This window comes from Micromonospora sp. CCTCC AA 2012012 (assembly GCF_040499845.1).
Classification (GTDB): domain Bacteria; phylum Actinomycetota; class Actinomycetes; order Mycobacteriales; family Micromonosporaceae; genus Micromonospora; species Micromonospora mangrovi.
This window is the reverse complement of record NZ_CP159342.1, coordinates 1,964,485-1,982,679: the sequence shown is the minus strand read 5'-3', so window position 1 is coordinate 1,982,679 and position 18,195 is coordinate 1,964,485. Positions and strand designations below refer to the sequence as shown.

Sequence of the window (18,195 nt, the reverse complement as noted above, 5' to 3'; positions counted from 1 at the left end):
CGGTGAGCCGGGTCCGGTTGTTCTGCCTGCCGTACGCCGGCGGCTCCGCGATGCGCGTCTACGGACGCTGGCAGCGGGAGCTGCCCGACAGCGTCGAGGTGGTGCCGGTGGAGCTGGCCGGTCGCGGCGCGCGGATCACCGAGCAGCCGCTGACCGACGTGGACGCCATCACCGCGGACGTTCTTCCGACGGTGCTCGACCGCATCGACCGCCCGTACGCCCTCTTCGGCCACAGCCTCGGCGCGCTCGTGGCGTTCGAGCTGGCCCGCCGGCTGGAACACCTGCACGGCCGGCCCGCGACCCACCTGTTCGTCTCCGGTCACATCCCCCCGCAGCACCCGCAGCCCCCCGGCCGGTACGACTACCGGCTGCCCGACGCGCAGTTCCGGGAGCGGCTGCGCGAGCTGGCCGGCACCCCGGAGGAGGTGCTCGCCCACGACGAGCTGCTCGACCTGGTGATCCCCGTCCTGCGCGCCGACTTCGAGGCCGCCGACACGTACCGCTGGCGGCCCGGCCCCCGGATCAGCGCACCGCTGACCGTCTACGGCGGCGCCGACGACCCGGAGGCCCCGCCGGGGACGCTGCCGGACTGGGCGGCGCTCAGCACCGGCCCGTGCGAGGTGCGGGTCCTGCCCGGCGGCCACTTCTTCCTCAACGATGAACAGGCGACCGTGCTCAAGGGGATCGCCGCGGACCTGGAACCGGCCCGGACGGCGCCGGTGGAGAACGGAAGGACGTCCTGATGCGGTTGCGCCCCGGCTTCTACAACACCCTCTATCGGTTCAACCTGGCCCCCTGGGACAAGGAGGTCCGGCCGCAGCTCACCGAGCTGGTGGAGTCCGGCCGGCTCACCCCGACCGAGCTGCCGCGCGCGCTGGACCTCGGCTGCGGCACCGGCGCGGAGGCCGTCTACCTGGCCCGGCAGGGCTTCGGCCCGGTCGTCGGGGTGGACTTCTCCCCGGTGGCGCTGCGCCGGGCCCGGGCCCGCGCGAAGGCGGCCGGGGTCGCCGACCGGTGCACCTTCACCGAGGCCGACATCACCGCCGGCCCGATCCCCGGCCTCGCCGACTCGTACGACCTGATCTGCGACTTCGGCGCGCTCAACGACACCGAGGGGGAGCAGCGGCAGGCGGTGGCCCGGGCCATCCACCGGCTCAGCCGTCCCGGCGGCCGGGTGCTGCTCTGGTGCTTCCAGGGCGACAAGAGCGCACTGAAGGGCGGCGCGAAGATGGCGCCGATGATCGCTCCCAGCGAGGAGAAGGAGCTCTTCGGCGACGCCTTCGACCTGGAGTACCTGCCGACCCGCCCGCGCACCGTGATGCTGCTGATGACCCGGCGCTGACCTCGAGGAGCACACCATGACCACCACCGGACCGATCCTCATCGCCGGCGCCGGGGTCGGCGGCCTGACCGCCGCCCTGGCCCTGGCCCGGCACGGCATCCCCGTCCAGGTGTACGAGCGGCGCGGACTGGACGAGATCGTCACCAACGCCGGCTTCGGCCACACCATCTGGAGCAACGCGACGACCTCGCTGGCGTCCCTCGGGCTGGAACGGCGGCTGCTGGACCGCGCGGAGGTGCTGACCGGCTCGGAGAGCCGTGACCAGCACCAACGGGTGATGTTCCGGATGGCCATCGCGGAGAGCATCTCGCCCGGCGGCACCCCGGCCGTGGGCATCGGCCGCGGCGACCTGATCGAGCTGCTGCGCGAGGCGTGCGCCGAGCACGGCGTGCGACCCGAGTACGGCCAGCGCGCCACCGGCTACGAACTCACCCCCGACGGGGTGACCCTCAAGCTCGGCGACGGCCGGACGGTGACCGGGGCCGCCCTGGTGGCCGCCGACGGGATCCGCTCGACGATCCTCACCCAGCTGCGTGGGGAACTACCCGTGGTGCACACCGGACGGTCCACGTACCGGGGCATCGCCCCGGGCACCTGCGGACTCAGCCGGGGCGTGGTGCACCTGTTCACCAACCCGGACACCCGCATCGGTGGCGGCGCCTGGCTGATCGGCGGCGACCGGGTGGTGTGGACGCTCTCCTGCGAGCGGGCGCCCGGCGGCGAGGACCCGGGGGGCACCGCGGCCCGGGCCGCGGAGCTGGCCGCATCGGTGGGCGGCCCCGCGCCCGTCTTCGTCGGCACCACCCCGCCGGAGAACATCAGTCGGCTCGACGTCTACTACCACGAGTGGCACGACAGCTGGGGTGAGGGACCGGTGACCCTGCTCGGCGACGCCGCCCACGCCCTCCCCACCGACCTGGGCCAGGGCGCCTGCATGGCCATCGAGGACGGCGTGGTGCTCGGCGACTGCCTCGCCACCGCCGCCGACGTCACCGCCGGCCTGCGCGAGTACGAGCGTCGCCGCCGCGAGCGGGTCTTCTGGATCCGGGAGCGGGTGCTACGGGTGAGCCGGTTCACGCCGGTCCGCAACAAGGCGCTGCGCTGGGCGGTGGGCCAGGTGGCGAAGGTGGTGGTGGCGCGCAGCGCGCCGAAGATGTGGCAGGAGATGCAGCGCCCACCGCAGTTCACCGCCCCCGTCCCGGACCCGGGCCCGTCCCGGATCTGATCCGCCGCGCGTCGCCCCGCTCCGCCGCCCGGCGGAACGGGGCGACGCACCGTCTCCGGTCACCGCCCCGAGGCGGGGCGCACGGGTCGTACCCGTGGGCCCGGATCCGGCGGGTGGGCCTAGCGGTGCGCGGGTTCCGCCGTCGCGGCGGCCGGCGTCGGCGTGACCGGCGTCCGCGGCTCGCGGATCAGCACGGCCACCGCCGCGGCGACCAGGGCGGCTATCCCCGCGGCGGTCAGCCCGAGGTGGATGCCGGAGGTGAGCGCCCGGTCCACCAGGGCCGTGACCGCCGGGGTCGTCGTGCCGGTCAGGTCGCCGTCCTGGGCGAAGAGCCGCCGGGCCAGCTCGGCCGAGTCGGCACCGGAGAGCCCGGCCGCCTGCGCGCCGTCCGCCACCACCCGGCGGAACCCGCCGGTGACCAGGGCACCCAGCACCGCGATGCCGACCAGCGCACCGATCTGCTGCCCGGTCTCCCCGGTGGCCGAGGCCAGGCCCGCCCGGTCGGGTCGGACGCTGCCCATCAGTGCGCTGTTGACCGGGGGAATGGCCAACCCGATGCCGGCGCCGAAGAGCACCAGCAGCGGCCACCACCCGCCGTACGGGTCGTCGGCGCCGACCCGGGCCAGCAGCAGCAGCGCGGTGCCCATCAGCGTCGCGCCGGCGCCCACCGGCACCCGGGCGCCCACCCGCCCGGCCAGCAGCCCGGCCAGCGGGGAGGCCACCATCACCGCCGCCATCGCCGGCAGGAAGCGCACCCCCGCCGCCGCCGCCGAATAGCCCTGCGTCTGCTGGAGGAAGAGACTGACCAGGAAGAACGAGGCGTACATGCCGAACGCGACGAGACCGATCACCAGGGTGCTCGCGGCGAAGGTGGCCGACCGGAACAGCTCCAGGTGCAGCATCGGGTGCGTCGCGCGCCCCTCCACGGTCAGCAGCGCCGCCAGGGCCAGCGCCGAGGCGGTGAACAGGCCGAGGATCAGCGGGGAGCCCCAGCCGTACCGGCTGCCCTCCACCAGCGCGACGGTGAGGGTGCCGAGCCACAGCACCGCGAGCAGTTGACCCGGCAGGTCGATCACCCGGCGCAGCGGGCCGGCGGGACGGGCGGTGCCGTCCCGGCCGAGCAGCGCCCGCGCGCCCAGCAGCAGCGCCAGCGCACCGACCGGCAGGTTGACCAGGAACACCGACCGCCACCCCCACCGCGCGGTGAGCATCCCACCGAGCACCGGGCCGAGCAGCAGGGCCAGCGCGGACACCCCCGACCAGATACCGAAGGCCCGCGCCCGCTCGCGAGGGGTGGGGAAGGTGTGCGACAGGATGGCCAGGGTCTGCGGGGTGACCAGGGCCGCCCCGAGTCCCTGCACGACCCGGCCGGCCACCAGCAGTTCCAGCCGGGGCGCGGCGGCGCACAGCGCCGAGCCGAGGGTGAAGACCGCCAGCCCGGCGAGGAACATCGGGGCCCGGCCCAGCCGGTCGCCGAGGCTGCCCGAGGTCAGCAGCAGCGCCGCGAAGACCAGCACGTATCCGTCGGCGATCCAGACGAGGCCGGTCAGGTCGGCGTCGAGGTCGGCCCGCATCGCGGGCAGGGTGAGGCTGATCGCGGTGCTGTCCAGCAGCGCCATGAACAGCGCCAGACAGACCACCACCAGGACGGCGGTGCGGGAGGGCGTGGGTCGCGCGGATCCGGCCGCCACGGGCGTCTCCTGTCGTCGGGGTCCGATCGGCGGGGCGGTGCCCCGGCCGGCGACGCTGCCACCGTGCGCTCCGCCCGGCCAGCCGACGCCGACCGCGCCGACCGAGGTGCCCGACCGGGCAGCCCTGTCGCGCCCCCGGCACCGCGCCGTCCGGCCGCTTGCCGTCGTCCGGACCGGGCATAGCGTCGGGCCGAGGAGGCGACATGTCGGAACAGCAGATCCACCGGGCGGACGCGAACGAGAGCCCGTACCCACCGGTGCCGGCGGTCCGCGAGGCGATCGTCGACGCGGCCGCCCGGATCAACCGCTACCCGGAGGTCTATCCGACGGCCCTGGCCGAGGCGATCGCCGCGCACCACCGGGTGCCGGTCGACCAGGTGGCCGTCGGCGCGGGCGGTGCCGGCCTGATCCAGCAGATGCTGCACCTGGTGGCCCGCGGTCGCCGGCGGGGGGAGGTGCTCGCCGCCTGGCGTTCCTTCGAGGGCTATCCGCTGATCGCCGAGGGCATGGGCGTGCCGCTGCGGCGGGTGCCGCTGCGCGGGTACGCCCACGACCTGGCCGCGATGGCGAAGGCGGTGCGGCGTCGCACGAAGCTGGTCTTCCTGTGCAGTCCCAACAACCCGACCGGCGTCCCGATCCGCCAGGACGACCTGGAGCGTTTCCTGGCCCGGGTGCCGCGCCGGGTCTTCGTCGTCCTCGACGAGGTCTACCGGGACTTCGCCACCGACCCGGCCACCGCCGACGGCCCGGCCACCCTGCCCGGCCACCCCAACCTGATCGTGCTGCGCAGCTTCTCCAAGTCGTACGGGCTGGCCGGGCTGCGGGTGGGCTACGCGCTCGGCCACCCGGGGCCGATCGCCGCGCTGCGCGGCGTCACCATGCCCTTCCTGGTGCCGGAGACGGCCCGGGCCGCCGCGATCGCCGCGCTCGCCGCCGAGCCGGAGTACGTCGCCCGGCGTCGGGCGGTCACCGCCGAGCGGGACCGGGTGACGGCCGCGCTGCGCGCCGTCGGAGTCGACGTGCCGGCGAGTGAGGGGAACTTCGTCTGGCTGCCGCTGGGCGCCCGGACCGCCGGGTTCGCGGCGGCCTGCCGGGCGCGGGGACTGCAGGTGCACTCCTTCGACGGGGAGGGTGTCCGGGTGACCGTCGGTCTGCCCGACAGCAACGACGTGCTGCTGGAGGTGGCCCGCTCCGGCGAGTTCGTGCGCGGCTGAGGGCGGTCCGGGCGGCGCGGCGCCGGGCCGGCGGCCCGGCGCCGCACCGGGCTCACCCCGCGACCATGTCCACCGGGTGCAGCGCCAGCTTCCGGGCCAGTACCGCGAACGCCGCCACCACCCGCTCCAGCTGCTCGTCGGTGTGCGTCGCCATGACGCTGACCCGCAGCTGCGCCTGACCACGGGGCACCGCCGGATACAACGCGACGTTGACATAGACGCCCTCGTCGTAGAGGAGCTTCCACATCCGCGCGGCGGTCGCGTCGTCCGGCGCCGGGACCCGCAGGATGGGCGTCTGCACCGGGACGCCGTGCGCGGTCACCGGCACCGGCGCCAGCTCGAAGCCCAGACCGGTCAGGTCCTCCCGCAGCCGTGCCGTGTTGGCCGCGAGTCGCGCGCGGCGTTCCTCGCCCTCGGCGGAGCGGACGATCTCGATGCCGGCCAGGGCGGCCGCCACGCCACCGGCCGGGGCGGCGGCGGTGAACAGGAACGAGCGCGCCTGCACCCGCAGGAAGTCGATCACGTCGGCCGGTCCGGTGACGAAGCCGCCCCCACCGCCGAGCGCCTTGGAGAAGGTGCCCATCCGCAGGTCGACGCCGTCGGCGAGGCCGGCCAGCGCGGTCACCCCCTGGCCGTCGGGGCCGAGCACGCCGACGGCGTGCGCCTCGTCGACCAGCAGCCGGGCGCCGTACCGGCGGGACAGGCCGGTGACCGTGACCAGGTCCGACAGGTCACCCTGCATCGAATAGACGGTGTCGACGACGACCAGCACCCCCGCGTCGGTGGTGCTCGCCCGGCGCAGCAGCGTCTCCAACCGGTCCATCCGGTTGTGCCGGAACGCCAGCAGCCGTCCCGGCGCCAGCCGCGCGCCGTCCAGGATGGAGGCGTGGTCGCCGGCGTCGCAGACCGCGATGTCGCCCTCACCGACGAGGGCGCCGATCACCCCCAGGTTGGCCGTGTAGCCGCTGCCGAAGACGAGCGCGTCCTCCTCGCCGAACCAGTCGGCGATCGCCTCCTCGGCCCGCAGGTGCAGCTCGGTGGTGCCGTTCATCAGCCGGGAACCGTTGATCGAGGTGCCGTACCGCTGGTGGGCGCAGTGGGCGGCGGCGGTGAGCCGGGCGTCGCCGGAGAGGCCGAGGTAGTTGCTGGAGCCCAGGTTCACCCGGGGGGCGCCACCCATCATCGTCACCGCTGTCGGTGGCCCCTGCATGACCCGGAAGTAGGGCAGCTCACCCTGCGCCTCCAGATCCCGGCGGAAGGCGTACGACTCGTACCGGCGAACCTTGGCGAACAGATCTCCACTCATGCCGTCATGTCACACCGGCGGGGACGGATCTCCGATCCCCGGTCAACCCGACAACCGGCCACCCCGACCGTGCAGCTTGCGCCGGAGGCCGGTGTCCCCCTCGCGCCTCCGGTGCCGCCCGGGCGGCAACCATCGGTTCCCCAACCTTGCTCACGACGACGGGTCGGAGCGTCCAGCGGAGGGCGGGCAGGAGAGGTGTGGCGACCAATGGCGACAGCGGGTCCCGGCGGGCGTGCGGAAGAGACGACCTCCCGGCACGTCAGCGCCGCCCGGGGTGCGGTCGGTGTTCCGACGCGATCAGCGTGGTGTCCGCCGAACCGGAGACGATGAGGTCGCGGTCTCCGGCCCGTCCGATCGCCACCGCGTGCACCCACCCGTGGTGACCGGTCAGGGGAGGACCGATCGAGGCTCCGGTGACAGCGTCCCAGATACGGACCGTGTTGTCGCGGGACCCGGAGACCACCAGGTCGCGGCTCCCGCCGCGACCGATCGCCACCGACCAGACTCCGTCTCGGTGGCCGGTGAGGGGCGCTCCCGTCGGCTGCCCCGTGACCGCGTCCCAGATCCGCACGGTTCCCTCCCAGGTGCCGGAGACGATCACGTCGCGGTCGCCGGCGCGGCCGATCGCCACGCACCGTACTTCTCTCCTGCCGGTGTTCGGCGGTCGACGGCTGACATAGCCCGGCATCGGGGGACAGGTCCGTTCTCCCGTGACCGCGTCCCAGACGTGGATCATTTCGTCGCTCGAGCCGCAGACGATGACATCGCGGTGTCCGGCCCGGCCGATCGCCAGCGACCACGGTCCATGGTCGACGGGCAGCGTGCCGATCCGTACGCCGGAGGCGGCGTCCCAGATCCGGATCTTGTCGTCCTGGTAGCCGCATCCGGTCAGGATCACGTCGCGATCCCCTGCCGGACCGATCGCCACCGACCGCACCTCGCCGGAGTGGCCGACGAGGACACGGATCAGGTCGCCGGTCACGGCGTCCCAGACGCATGCGGTCCTGTCCTCGCAGCCGCTGATGATCACACTACGGCCGGCGGCCTGCCCGATCGCCACGGCGTTCACCGGGCTGCCATGACCGGCGAGGACGCTGACCGGGGCTCCGCTCAGCGCGTCCCACGTCCGCACCGTCCCGTCTCGTCCGCCGGAGACCACCACGTCGCGATCCCCGGCCCGCCCGACCGCCACGGCTTGCACGGAGTAACGATGACCGGCCACGGTGGCCGGGTCGCCGACGGTGGCCTCCCAGATCCGCACCGTCCCGTCACCGGAGCCTGAGACGATCACCTCGCGGTCTCCGATGCGGCCGAGTGTCACCGACGTCACCGAGCTGCTGTGCCCGGCCAGCGGAGCGCCGAGGGGTACGCCTGTGGCGGCGTCCCAGATGCGGATGGTCCGCTCGGCGGAGCCGGTGATGATCACGTCATGCCCGGCGATCCGGCCGATCGTCATGGACATCGCGGTGGCGTCGTGGTCCAGGTCGACGTCGCTGCACCGGCCGGTGACCGCGTCCCAGACGCGAACGGAACAGGCTGGCGGGACAGCGAAGATGTCCCGGGTGTCGTACGCGTTCGTGACGATGACGTCCCGGCCGTCGATGCGGCCGATGGCCACCTGGCGCACGGCGCCGTGGTGGCAGGTCAGGATCCTCGCCTCTTCGCCGGTGACCGCGTTCCAGAGGCGTGCGGTCGTGTCGTCGCCTCCGGTGACGATGACGTCCCGGCCGTCGACGCGGCCGATGGCCACTGCGCGCACGCCGCCGTGGTGACCGGTCAGGGTCCTCACCTGTTCGCCGGTGACCGCGTTCCAGAGGCGTGCGGTCGTGTCGTCGCCTCCGGTGACGATGACGTCCCGGCCGTCGACGCGGCCGATGGCCACTGCGCAGACGACACCACGGTGGCCGGCGGGTGGGGCACCGAGCGGCTCACCGGAGGCCGCGTTCCAGATGTGTACCGTGCCCTCCTCAGTGCCGGTGACGATCACGTCGTGGTCCCTGATCCGGCCCGTCGCGACCGCCGTCACCGCAGCGTCGTGGGCCAGCGGGGCGCCGCAGGGGTCTCCACTGACGGCATCCCAGATCCGCACCACACCGTCGAAACAACCTGAGACGATCACCTCGCGGCCGTCGGCCCGCGCGATCTCCACCGCGCACACCACATCGTCGCCGCTGGCCAGTTTCCGATGGTGGTGGCCGCCCCAGGACGCCCAGAGCGTCTGCCATTCCCCGTCCGTGTGGTGGCGACATGCCGCGACCAGAGCAGCGGAACCGAGGCGGGCGGCGTTGGCGGCCAGCCTGGTCAGGTTCTGGGCGTCGGCCGACGGAACCCAGTCGTACAGACTCAGTTCGAACGCCGCGAGTGCCCGCTTCCCGTCCGGCGTGTGCAGGCTGTCGCGGCGGGCCACGATCGAGCCGGGACTCGCGGCCAGGAGGAAGCCGGGATCGCAGACGAGGGCGTCCAGGCTGCCCGCGACGGCGGCGTGCGCGGCCAGGTGGTGCCGGGCATAGGATCCGGCGCTGCGCCAGTCACGGGCATCGAGTGCGCCGGGGGGCGTCAAGCCGTCCGTGATCGCGCGGTGAGCGAGCCGGACCTGCGCGGCGAGCTGGCGCGCGAGACCCGCCACATCCGGCCGGTGCGCCGACGGGTTGCCCTCGATGAGATCACGCAGGCTCTGGTGCCGTAGTTCGACGGATTCGTCGTCGTGACGACGGAGGAACGGCCGGATCGTCTCCTCGGTGAAGACCCGTACCGTGTCGATGGACGGCACCCCGGCGAACGCCGCGAGTTGCTCGACCGTGAGCGGGGCACGGGCAGCGCCGAGGACGCCGAGCAGCGGCAGCGTGACGTGGGCCCACTGTTGCTGCGTCGCCTGACTGCGCCATCGCCCGATCTGTTCCGCGTAGTAACCGGCCAGATCGGACGGGAGTGCGGCGACGCTGCGCGGATCCCGTACGCCTTCCCGGATCTCGTCCAGCACGTACTGCAGATAGATCCACACTCCGGCGCACGACCGCGCCACCGCCTCCCGGAACCACTCCAGGTCGGTCCCGCCACCTCGCACGGCCTGATGCAGACGTTCGTCCCCGCGGTCGGGGTCGGTGACGTCGGCGATGAACCGGCGGATGTCCACCAGGTTGTCCCGGCCGTCGACGTCGATCTCCAGCCAGACGGCCGGACGGCGAACGCCGTGCAGTGCCCGGTCGATGCCGAACCGGCTCGTGGCGACGACGAACACCCCGTCGGGAAGGCTGACGGGCAGGCCCAGGGGCAGCTCGGTGGCGTCGGACCCGTCGTCGACCTCGTCCAGCCCGTCCACCACCAGCACGATCGGCTCACCCGGTGTCTGCTGGTCCCGTTCGCGCGCCGCGGCATGGACGAGGCGGCCGAACCAGTCCGGTCGACCGGACGCGAGGGGCAGGACGCCACCCGGTGCCCACTCCTCGGCCAGTTTCCATCGGGTGATCAGCTGCGCGGCCAGGCTCCTGCGTGCCGCCGGGGCGGAACGGCCGCCCGGCAGGCGGGTGAAATGGTGCAGCCAGGGGCGGGTCCGGACCAGGTGTGCGGCGAGGGTCGACTTCCCGACACCGGCCTCACCCTGAATGAGCACGTAGCCACGGGCGTTGGCCGAGAGGAAGCTGTCGATCTGCGCGATGAGCCAGTCCCGCCCGGTGAAGCGGGCCAGGCCCAGATCGCGCTCCAGCGGGACCGGATCGAAGCAGACGTCCTGCATCCGTTCGACGGGCCCGTGGAGAGTCGTACGGACCACCGGCCCGGAACAGTTGTACTGGATGTTGTGGTCGCCGAACTGGACGCCCTGGTAGTGAGACTCAGTCATCAGGCGACACCTCCATCCCGGTCGCACGCGTTGTGCCGATCACTGTGGTCGCCAACCTGCACATCCTCGTCACGCGGGTCCACCACGTACTGCCAGCTTGGACCCCGGACGGAGCACGCACCTCGCGCCGCGCCCGCCGGCCGTGCCGATCCCTCGGCCGGCTCGTGGCGCTGCCGCCGGCCGCCGGGAGCGCCTGCTGGAGGTCGGCCCGGGTCGCCGATAGCCTCAGGACACTCGGCGCGAGGAGGAACCCATGGCCGCCACGCCACCGGCACCCCGGCTCACCGACCGCGACACCTGGCAGAAGCAGCTCGACGAGCTGCGGATCCGCGAGAAGGCGCACACCCGTGAGGGTGACGCCATCGCCGCGGCGCGTCGGCGGCTGCCGATGGTCGAGGTCGACGCCACCGCCCGCCTGGTCGGTGTCGACGGCCCGACGCCCCTGCTCGACGTCTTCGAGGGCCGCAGCCAGCTGATCGCGTCGTACCACATGTGGCACGCGGGCCGGTCGGCCGCCGACCAGTGCGAGGGCTGCACGTTCTTCAACGGGCAGGTGCTGGAGCTGTCCTACCTGCACTCGCGGGACGTCACCTTCGCGGTCTTCTGCCAGGGGCCGTTCGAGGAGACGCTGCGTTACCGGGACTTCATGGGCTGGCAGCTGCCGTGGTACTCCGTACCCCCGGAGTCGCTCGACGCGCTCGTCGCCGGCCGCGCCTTCGGCATGAAGGCGTGTTACCTGCGCCAGGGCGACCGGGTGTTCGAGACCTACTGGACCACCGGCCGGGGTGCCGAGGCGATGGCACCGTCGTACGGGCTGCTCGACATGACCGTCCACGGTCGGCAGGAGGGCTGGGAGGACTCGCCGGAAGGATGGCCGAAGCGCTTCCGCACCGACGGCGACCAGTTCCGGCTCGACGGTCGGCCCACGGCGCAGTGGTCACGCCTCGCCGCCGGCCGCGACGACGACCTGGGCCGCGGGGCCTCCACCGGTGGCGGGCACCAGGGCACCTGCCACTGAGGTACGCCGACCGCCGTACCGCCTGCACACCGGCCGGTGGCGTACCCGTCCGGCCGTCAGCGTCCGTCGTGCGGGCCGGCGGGGGCCGAACGGCTCCTCGATCATCTGCGCGTACTGGGCGTCGGTGGCGCCGCGCCACTCGCCGGTCGTCGGGGTCCTGGACCAGCCTCGGCTGGCACAGCGTGCCCTCGACCCAGGCGGAGCGGGCCGGAGCGGCGGCAGTCGGGCGGCCGGCACCTCGTCGATGTACCGGCCGGCGGCGATCCGTCGGACCACCGCCTCGAACACCCGGTCCTCTCGCGTCGACACGGGGCAGCAGCGTAGCCGTACTCCGGGCGGTCAGGCAGCCGGCCGCCACCCGGGGTCCTTCGCGGACAGTGACGAGTGCGTCGGGCCGGGACGCCCGGGCCTTTCCCTGCCACCGGCTCCCGAACTGTCGTGTGGTCCACGTCACCATGTGACGGTTCCGCTCATCGCCAGGGTCGCGTCACGGTTCGCGCGAAACCGGCCTCACCTGCGACGACGGCGGGTGGGAACGCGCTCGCCGACGGCGTCGAGCCCGATGGCCTGTCCGACCGTGCACTGTCGTGTCGGTCACTGCTGTTAGCGTGCCCCCGTTGTTGATCGAGGCCGATTCCTGGCGAGGTCCGGCTGATCCCGTTGCGGAGGGTGTTCCTGGTGGGCTGGCTACCGGTGGGGGACTCGTACGAGATCAGTCTCGTGGACGGCAAGGTGGCGGCCCGCTCCACCGGCCCGCGAGCCACCAGGCGTCCGCTGAGAACCCTGCCGAAGGCGTTGCGCGACGACCCCGAGGTGGACCGGTTGCGGCAGTTCGCCCAGTGGCTGGACCGGCACGCCGAGGAGTGCCTGACCCGGGTCAACGCCTGGATGGTGTCCTCGCTGCCGGTCCCGACCGGACTGCTGGCCCGGGTGTGGCCGGACCCGGCCTGGCGGGACGCGCTGCGCGACCTCGTGGTGCTCGGGGACGACCCGGCCGAGCCGGGCTTCCTGCGGGACGTCACCGACAGCGGTGACCTGCGCGTGGTCACCCTCGACGGCGAGACCGTCCGACTCTCCCCGGCCAGCGCCACCCTGCCCCACCCGGTACGCCTGACCGACCTGGCCGACCTGCGCGGGTTCGCCGACGAGCTGGACATCACCCAGCGGGTCGACCAGCTGCACCGGGGCACCTGGGACAAGCCCGCCGACCTCAAGGACCGGGAGACCACGATCACCGACTTCCGCGGCACGAAGGTCCCCAACCGGCTCGCCGTCCGGGCCGCCACGCGCGGCTTCCGGGTCTCCGGCTCGCGGATCACCTGCCGCGCCTGGGAGGACGGCCGCACGGTCGAGGCCGCCCTCTGGTTCGACGAGGACTACTGGGACTCCGAGGCGACCCTCGGCACCCTGTCCTGGTCCGTGGTGGACGGACCGACGCTGCGGATGACCGAGGTCGGGCCGGTGGCCTGGTCGGAAGGAATGCGGATGGCGACGGTCCTCTCCGGCGCCCTGACCGGAACGGGGACGAAGGCGTGACCGGGACGACGAGCATGCCGGCCGTCGAGGCGACCGAGGGCCTGCTGACCGCCGGCGCGGTGCTGCCCGCCGACACCGCCGGGACCGGCGACCGGGCGGTGCCCGTCACCGCCCGCACCTACCGGCACCCGGTCCTCGACGACCGGCCGGTGGTCCGCCTGGTCGACGCCGCCCTGGGGGAGGGCGAGGACATCGCCGTCGGGTTCCTCGGCCTGGTGCCGGTCGCCGAGCCGGCGGTCGTCGGGCTGGGCCTGCGCCGGCCACTGGCCTTCCCCGAGTGGGTGCTGGTGCACCACCCGGCCGACGGCGGGCACGCGCTGGCGGTCGTGCCGGAGCTGCAGAAGCTGGCGAAGCAGGTGCGGTCGCGGCCGAAGGCCGCCCTCGACGGGCACCAGGGCATCGCCGACCGGTTCGCCCGTACGCTGCCGCACGTCCTGCCGACCTTCTTCGAGCAGGCGGCGCGGGTGTTCCTCGCCGCCGGGCAGGACACCTACGCCACGCAGCTGTTCAACAAGGCGCGCAAGGCGGAGGCGCAGCACGGCCTCCCCGTCGACCTCGACCGCCTGGACGAGGTCTACGTGGAGTTCGCGTCGGCCAAGGTGGTCTCCGCGACCGCGTTGGCCGGCTACGCGAAGGAGTTGTCCGCCCAGTTGCCGGCCGACGAGGCGCTGACCCGGTTCTGCCGGTTGGCGCTGCGGGCCGCCGCCGCGGGCGTGGTGCCGTCCACCCAGTCGGCCACCGCGGTGAACCGGCTGGCCCGCGCCGCCGGCAAGGCCGGGGGGTCCAGGGGTACGGACGCCGCCGACGCCTGCCTGACCGAGCTGCTCCGGCTGCCGGTGGCCGCCGAGGCCCCCGCCGGCTGGTGGAAGGCGCACCTGCCGGCGGTGACGGCGCTGGCCGGCCGCGACCCGGCGGTGCGCGGCAGCCTGCTCGACCTGATGCCCACCGACCGGGACGACCTGGTCACCTGGCTGGCCCTGCTGACCGGGACCGGCGCGCTCGCCGGGCTGACCGACCCCGACGTGCCGGAGACGGCTCGCCCGCAGGACGGCTCCGTCGGCTGGCTGCGCCGCTTCCTCAGCCGCGTCAACTCCGGCCACCGTCCCGCCCGCGTCGCACAGCTCTATCCGCTCGTCGACCGGATGGCCGACCGGCTGCGCGTCGAACTCGCCGCCAGCCGCGAGACCCTCGCCCACGACGGCGACCTCGACCTGCTGGACCAACTGCTCGCCCTCGACCTGCCGGTGACCCCGCCGACCGAGCGCGACACCCTGGACCTGGCGCGCTGGGTCCAGGTCGAGGGAGACCGGGAGCTGCGGGCGGTGGCCGGCGACGACCGGTTCGCCGCGGCCCTGCGCCGGGGCCTCGACCAGCTCGACGGCCAGCAGCACGCCCTGCGCCGGATGGTCGGCGCGCCCGGCGTCCGACCGGTGCTGACCGACTGGCTGCGAGCCCGGATCCGCCACCGCTTCGCCGCCGGACTGCCGTACCTGGCGGAGTCGGTGGACTGGCTGGGCAACCTCCCGGTCGAGGCGCTGCACCTGGTCGCCGACGACCTCGGCGGGCCCGGGGGCCCGGTCCGGGGTGGCGACCTCGGGCAGGCCCTCGACGTCGACCTGGCCGAGCGCGTGGCCCGCAGCCTGCGCGGTGGGCTCATCGAGGAGCTGGGCTGGCCGGAGTGGGAGCTGGCCTGGCGGGAGGTGACCGGCGGCGACCGCCGGGTCGAGGTGACCGCCCAGGAAGCCTGGCCGTACGTGATCCTGGGTGGCCCCACCACCGTGCGGGTGCTCGGCACCGAGGGCATCGTGCTCCGCCACGACCTGCGCATCCCGGCCGGCGACATGTGGGGTCAGCCCGGCTACCACTACGTCGACGGGCAACTGCTGGTCTGCTGGCACTCCAAGGCGCGCGGCTACGACCTGTGCGGCTACTGGCACTCGTCGCCGGGCGACCTGCAGCCCGTACAGGGCCGGCAGCACGGGCCCCGGCCGCGGACGAACGAGATCACCCTGCCGCTGCCCGGCGGCGGACGGACCAGCGGCGGCGGCGTGCTGCACGTCGGCGACACCGTCCTCCCGCCCGAGCTGCCCGTCATCACCGACGGCATCTCCCACTGGGTGCACCGGCACAGCGACGTCGACGGCGAGCGGGGCTGGCGCGAGTACGACCCGGTCCACAACACCCACGGCCGGCGCAGCCTGCCCCGGTTCCTGGCCGACCTCCCGGTCCCCGGCAGCCAGCTGCGGGAGTCCGCGAGCTGGCTGCGACCGGCCCTGTCCGACCGGGCCACCCCGGCCGCCGTACCGGTGGACGGCCTGCTCGGCTGGCGGGTCTTCACCCTGCCCGACGGTTCGGTACGCGGTCAGGACCTGGCCGGTCGTACCGTGACCGTGGCGTCGGGACAGGAGCCGATCGCGGCGCTGGTGCTGCCCGGCGACGACCGGCCCCGGGCCGTCCTGCCGGGACCCGTCCTGCTCGACCCGGACGGGGTGGCGTCGGCCGCCGCCGGACCGCCGTCCAGCCGCACCTACACCCCCGACGCGATTCCGCTGCCCGGAGCGAGGTTCCTCGGCCACCTGCTGCCCCGGGACCCGGCCGGTTCCGCCGCCCTGCGCCGGATCGACCGGGACACCGCGGCCGTGCTGCTCAAGGTCGCCGTCGACGAACGCCGCGCCGCCCTCGCCGAGGAAGCGGCGCGGGCGGCCACCCGGGCGGCGGTCCGCTTCCGGCTGGCCACCACCCCGCCGGCCGCCGCCGCGACCGGTGCGCCGGGCGCCACGGGCACCGGAGCGTCGACCGCCGGCGACGACGGTACGGACCCGCTGGTCGAGCTGGTGCGCTCGATGCTGCCGACGGTCAGCCACGAGGCGGTGCTGGCCGGGGTGGTCGGGGCGCTGCGGCTCGCCGCCCGGGTGCGTACCGACCTGGACGCGGTGACCGAGAAGGTCACCAGGTCGTTGTCCGCCCCGGCCCCGGCGACGCCGACGGCCATTGTGGCCGGGCCCACCGACGAGCAGCTCCACCGGGCGCTGGACGGCCTGCGCGGCTCCGCGTACTGCGCCACCGACGCCCCGGCCCGTGCCTTCGCCCAGTTCCACGCGTTCGCCACCCAGCGGGCCGCCACCGCCGGGACCGGAACCGGGATACGGCTGCACCTCGACGGGCCGGCGCTGCCGCACGCGGTCCAGTGGTGGACCCTGCTCGGCACCGTCCCGGCGGTCGCCTACCGGGCCGCCGCCGCGGTCACCCCGGACGACCAGCGGGAGACCCTGCGCGCCCTGCTGGCCGAGCTGGACCGGCTGGACCTGACCGGGCCGACCGGATCGGCCCGGTGGCGCCGCTGCACCCTGCACCTGCTCGACGACGACCTGCGCAACCCCGACGGCACCCGCCGGCACCCCGGCCCCGGCATCCTGCCCCTGCCCGACGGGGCGTTCATCGCCGTGCTGGGCTGCAACGGCACCAGCACCGGCTACCTCCTCGACGCGCTGCACCACGACCCGACCGGCGGGTTCACCGTGCCCGCGCCGTACGCGGTGCGGTCCTCGGAGCCGGCCGGCGACGACCGGCCGGACGGCTGGCTGGCGGGATTCCGCGCCGAGTGGGCCGCCCGCGGCCCGCTGCCCTGGCGACCGGAGGCGGCCGAGCAGTTCGCCGCGCTGACCGGCGTCACCGCCACCGCCGCCAAGCTGCTGCTGGCCGGCCTGCCGTACGCGGACACCGCGAGGACCGTGCCCGTCGAGCTGCGCAAGGCGCTCGGGATCCAGCAGGTCGGCGAGGTCAAGCTGGCCTTCGGGGTGCTCAACGAGGCCGGTCCGAAGCTCCGGCGGGCCGTGCTGGCGGCGCTGCTGCCGGACGACCCGGCCCGGCTGTGGACCGACGGCCCGGACGTGCCCGCCGCCGCGGCGGTCTGGACGGCCGCCCTGGGGCGCCGGGTGGCGGTGCCCGAACAGCTGCTCGCCGAGGCGGTGCGGGCGGTCCGTACCGGCTGGGGACCGGCGAAGGCGCTGCCGGCGCTGCTCGACCCGGCCCGCTCCGTCGAGTTGAGCACCGACCTGGCGTTCCGGATCAGCGGCGACCGGGCCCGGCAGGTCGACGGCCGCGCCCGCGGCTTCACCGGTGAGGTGCTGCGCTCCACGGTCGCCCTGGCGGCCTGGGTCGCCCACCACACGCCCGCCGGTGACCCGTGCCGGGCCGCGCTGCCGACCGCGCTGGCCGCGCTCCGGGACCGGCTGACCAACTCCGACCTGCTGCTCGACCTCGACCGGTACGTCTCGCTGCCCGAGTTCCGGCAGGTGGCGGGCAGCCCGTCGGAGACCGGCCCCGGCTGGGAGCGGTACGGGGCGATCGTGCTCGGCACGTACGACAGCCAGCCGTCACCGGCGCTGCGACCGGACCTGCTCGACGCCGACGCGACCGATCCGTACCTTCCCGCGCTGCGCGCCGACGCGGCCAAGCCGTACCCGATGGAGGTGGCGTTGCGGCTGGTCCGCGACCCACGGTTCGCGGCGCTGCTCGGCGACCCGGGGGAGCCGGCCGGCGGCCCGCGGGCGGCCGACGGCACCTGGTGGCCGCAGGACCCGACCCGGTCGGTGCCGGACCTCGTCGCCGAGGTGGCCGGCGAACACGGCCTGGGCGTCGACGCGGCGGCGGTGTACCTGATGCTGCTGGCCATGCCGGACCCGACCGACCGCACCACGGCCCGGTGGACCGGGTGGAAGCCGACCCGGCTGAAGGCGGCCCGCGCCCAACTGGCCGGCACCGACCTGGTCGTCGAGGCCAGCCGGTCCCGGGCCGGCCGGTCGCTGTTCCTGCCCGGCCCGTGGCTGGAGCGCGGCAGCGGGCAGGCACCGATCGAGGGCTGGAAGGTCGCCCTGTTCGACCTCGCACCCGACGGTACGGCCGGTCTCGGCGTGACCGTGCCCTTCGAGCCGGCCGCCGACCTGTACCGCCGGGCCTGGCGCCGTCTCCGGGACGGCGACCGGCCCCGACTCGACCACCTGTCCCGCCGCCGCTGACCCCGCC

General features: G+C 74.5%; 10 protein-coding genes. 7 read left to right on the top strand and 3 right to left on the bottom strand.

All coding sequences use genetic code 11. The features are described from left to right. Window positions 1-2 precede the first annotated feature (2 nt). Genes ABUL08_RS09075 through ABUL08_RS09065 form a run of 3 tightly spaced genes read left to right on the top strand, consistent with a single transcriptional unit; the run spans window position 3 to window position 2,567 of the window. Window positions 3-743, top strand: coding sequence for a thioesterase II family protein (locus ABUL08_RS09075; RefSeq protein ID WP_350936406.1), 741 nt, complete (start codon window positions 3-5; stop codon window positions 741-743). Next, a complete protein-coding gene (locus ABUL08_RS09070; RefSeq protein WP_350936404.1) occupies window positions 743-1,342 on the top strand; it encodes a class I SAM-dependent methyltransferase in 600 nt (199 codons plus the stop codon). Before ABUL08_RS09075 ends, ABUL08_RS09070 begins: the two co-directional genes overlap by 1 nt. A 16-nt stretch (window positions 1,343-1,358) precedes the next feature. Continuing rightward, the gene (locus tag ABUL08_RS09065; RefSeq protein ID WP_350936402.1) at window positions 1,359-2,567 is read left to right on the top strand and encodes an FAD-dependent oxidoreductase; all 1,209 of its coding nucleotides are present in this window, start codon (window positions 1,359-1,361) and stop codon (window positions 2,565-2,567) included. A gap of 119 nt (window positions 2,568-2,686) precedes the next feature. Here the strand turns inward: ABUL08_RS09065 and ABUL08_RS09060 are convergent, their stop codons facing one another. Further along, the gene (locus ABUL08_RS09060; protein ID WP_350936399.1) at window positions 2,687-4,258 is read right to left on the bottom strand and encodes an MFS transporter; all 1,572 of its coding nucleotides are present in this window, start codon (window positions 4,256-4,258) and stop codon (window positions 2,687-2,689) included. A gap of 203 nt (window positions 4,259-4,461) precedes the next feature. On the opposite strand from ABUL08_RS09060, the gene ABUL08_RS09055 reads away from it, so the two are divergent. Next, entirely contained in the window at window positions 4,462-5,472 is a 1,011-nt protein-coding gene (locus ABUL08_RS09055; protein ID WP_350936397.1) for a histidinol-phosphate transaminase, read from the top strand. A gap of 52 nt (window positions 5,473-5,524) precedes the next feature. On the opposite strand, the gene ABUL08_RS09050 is transcribed toward ABUL08_RS09055, so the two are convergent. Both ABUL08_RS09050 and ABUL08_RS09045 read right to left on the bottom strand, forming a co-directional pair. Continuing rightward, the gene (locus ABUL08_RS09050) at window positions 5,525-6,778 is read right to left on the bottom strand and encodes an aminotransferase class I/II-fold pyridoxal phosphate-dependent enzyme (RefSeq protein WP_350936396.1); all 1,254 of its coding nucleotides are present in this window, start codon (window positions 6,776-6,778) and stop codon (window positions 5,525-5,527) included. A 259-nt stretch (window positions 6,779-7,037) separates the two neighbouring features. Then, the gene (locus tag ABUL08_RS09045) at window positions 7,038-10,616 is read right to left on the bottom strand and encodes a WD40 repeat domain-containing protein (protein ID WP_350936393.1); all 3,579 of its coding nucleotides are present in this window, start codon (window positions 10,614-10,616) and stop codon (window positions 7,038-7,040) included. Between the two features lie 253 nt (window positions 10,617-10,869). On the opposite strand from ABUL08_RS09045, the gene ABUL08_RS09040 reads away from it, so the two are divergent. The 3 genes from ABUL08_RS09040 to ABUL08_RS09030 all read left to right on the top strand — a co-directional run bounded on the left by ABUL08_RS09040 (window position 10,870) and on the right by ABUL08_RS09030 (window position 18,188). Continuing rightward, complete coding sequence (locus ABUL08_RS09040) at window positions 10,870-11,634, top strand: DUF899 family protein (RefSeq protein ID WP_350936391.1); 765 nt, start codon at window positions 10,870-10,872, stop codon at window positions 11,632-11,634. Between the two features lie 678 nt (window positions 11,635-12,312). Next, window positions 12,313-13,170, top strand: coding sequence for a DUF4132 domain-containing protein (locus tag ABUL08_RS09035; protein ID WP_350936389.1), 858 nt, complete (start codon window positions 12,313-12,315; stop codon window positions 13,168-13,170). Next, the gene (locus ABUL08_RS09030; protein ID WP_350936387.1) at window positions 13,167-18,188 is read left to right on the top strand and encodes a hypothetical protein; all 5,022 of its coding nucleotides are present in this window, start codon (window positions 13,167-13,169) and stop codon (window positions 18,186-18,188) included. The genes ABUL08_RS09035 and ABUL08_RS09030 overlap by 4 nt, the downstream gene beginning before the upstream one ends. Window positions 18,189-18,195: the final 7 nt, after the last annotated feature.

Excerpts from the sequence above, each read along its gene's own strand:
- ABUL08_RS09070 (WP_350936404.1), top strand. The coding sequence starts at position 743 with ATGCGGTTGCGCCCCGGCTTCTACAACACCCTCTATCGGTTCAACCTG.
- ABUL08_RS09065 (WP_350936402.1), top strand. The coding sequence starts at position 1,359 with ATGACCACCACCGGACCGATCCTCATCGCCGGCGCCGGGGTCGGCGGC.
- ABUL08_RS09055 (WP_350936397.1), top strand. The coding sequence starts at position 4,462 with ATGTCGGAACAGCAGATCCACCGGGCGGACGCGAACGAGAGCCCGTAC.
- ABUL08_RS09050 (WP_350936396.1), bottom strand. The coding sequence starts at position 6,778 with ATGAGTGGAGATCTGTTCGCCAAGGTTCGCCGGTACGAGTCGTACGCC.
- ABUL08_RS09045 (WP_350936393.1), bottom strand. The coding sequence starts at position 10,616 with ATGACTGAGTCTCACTACCAGGGCGTCCAGTTCGGCGACCACAACATC.
- ABUL08_RS09040 (WP_350936391.1), top strand. The coding sequence starts at position 10,870 with ATGGCCGCCACGCCACCGGCACCCCGGCTCACCGACCGCGACACCTGG.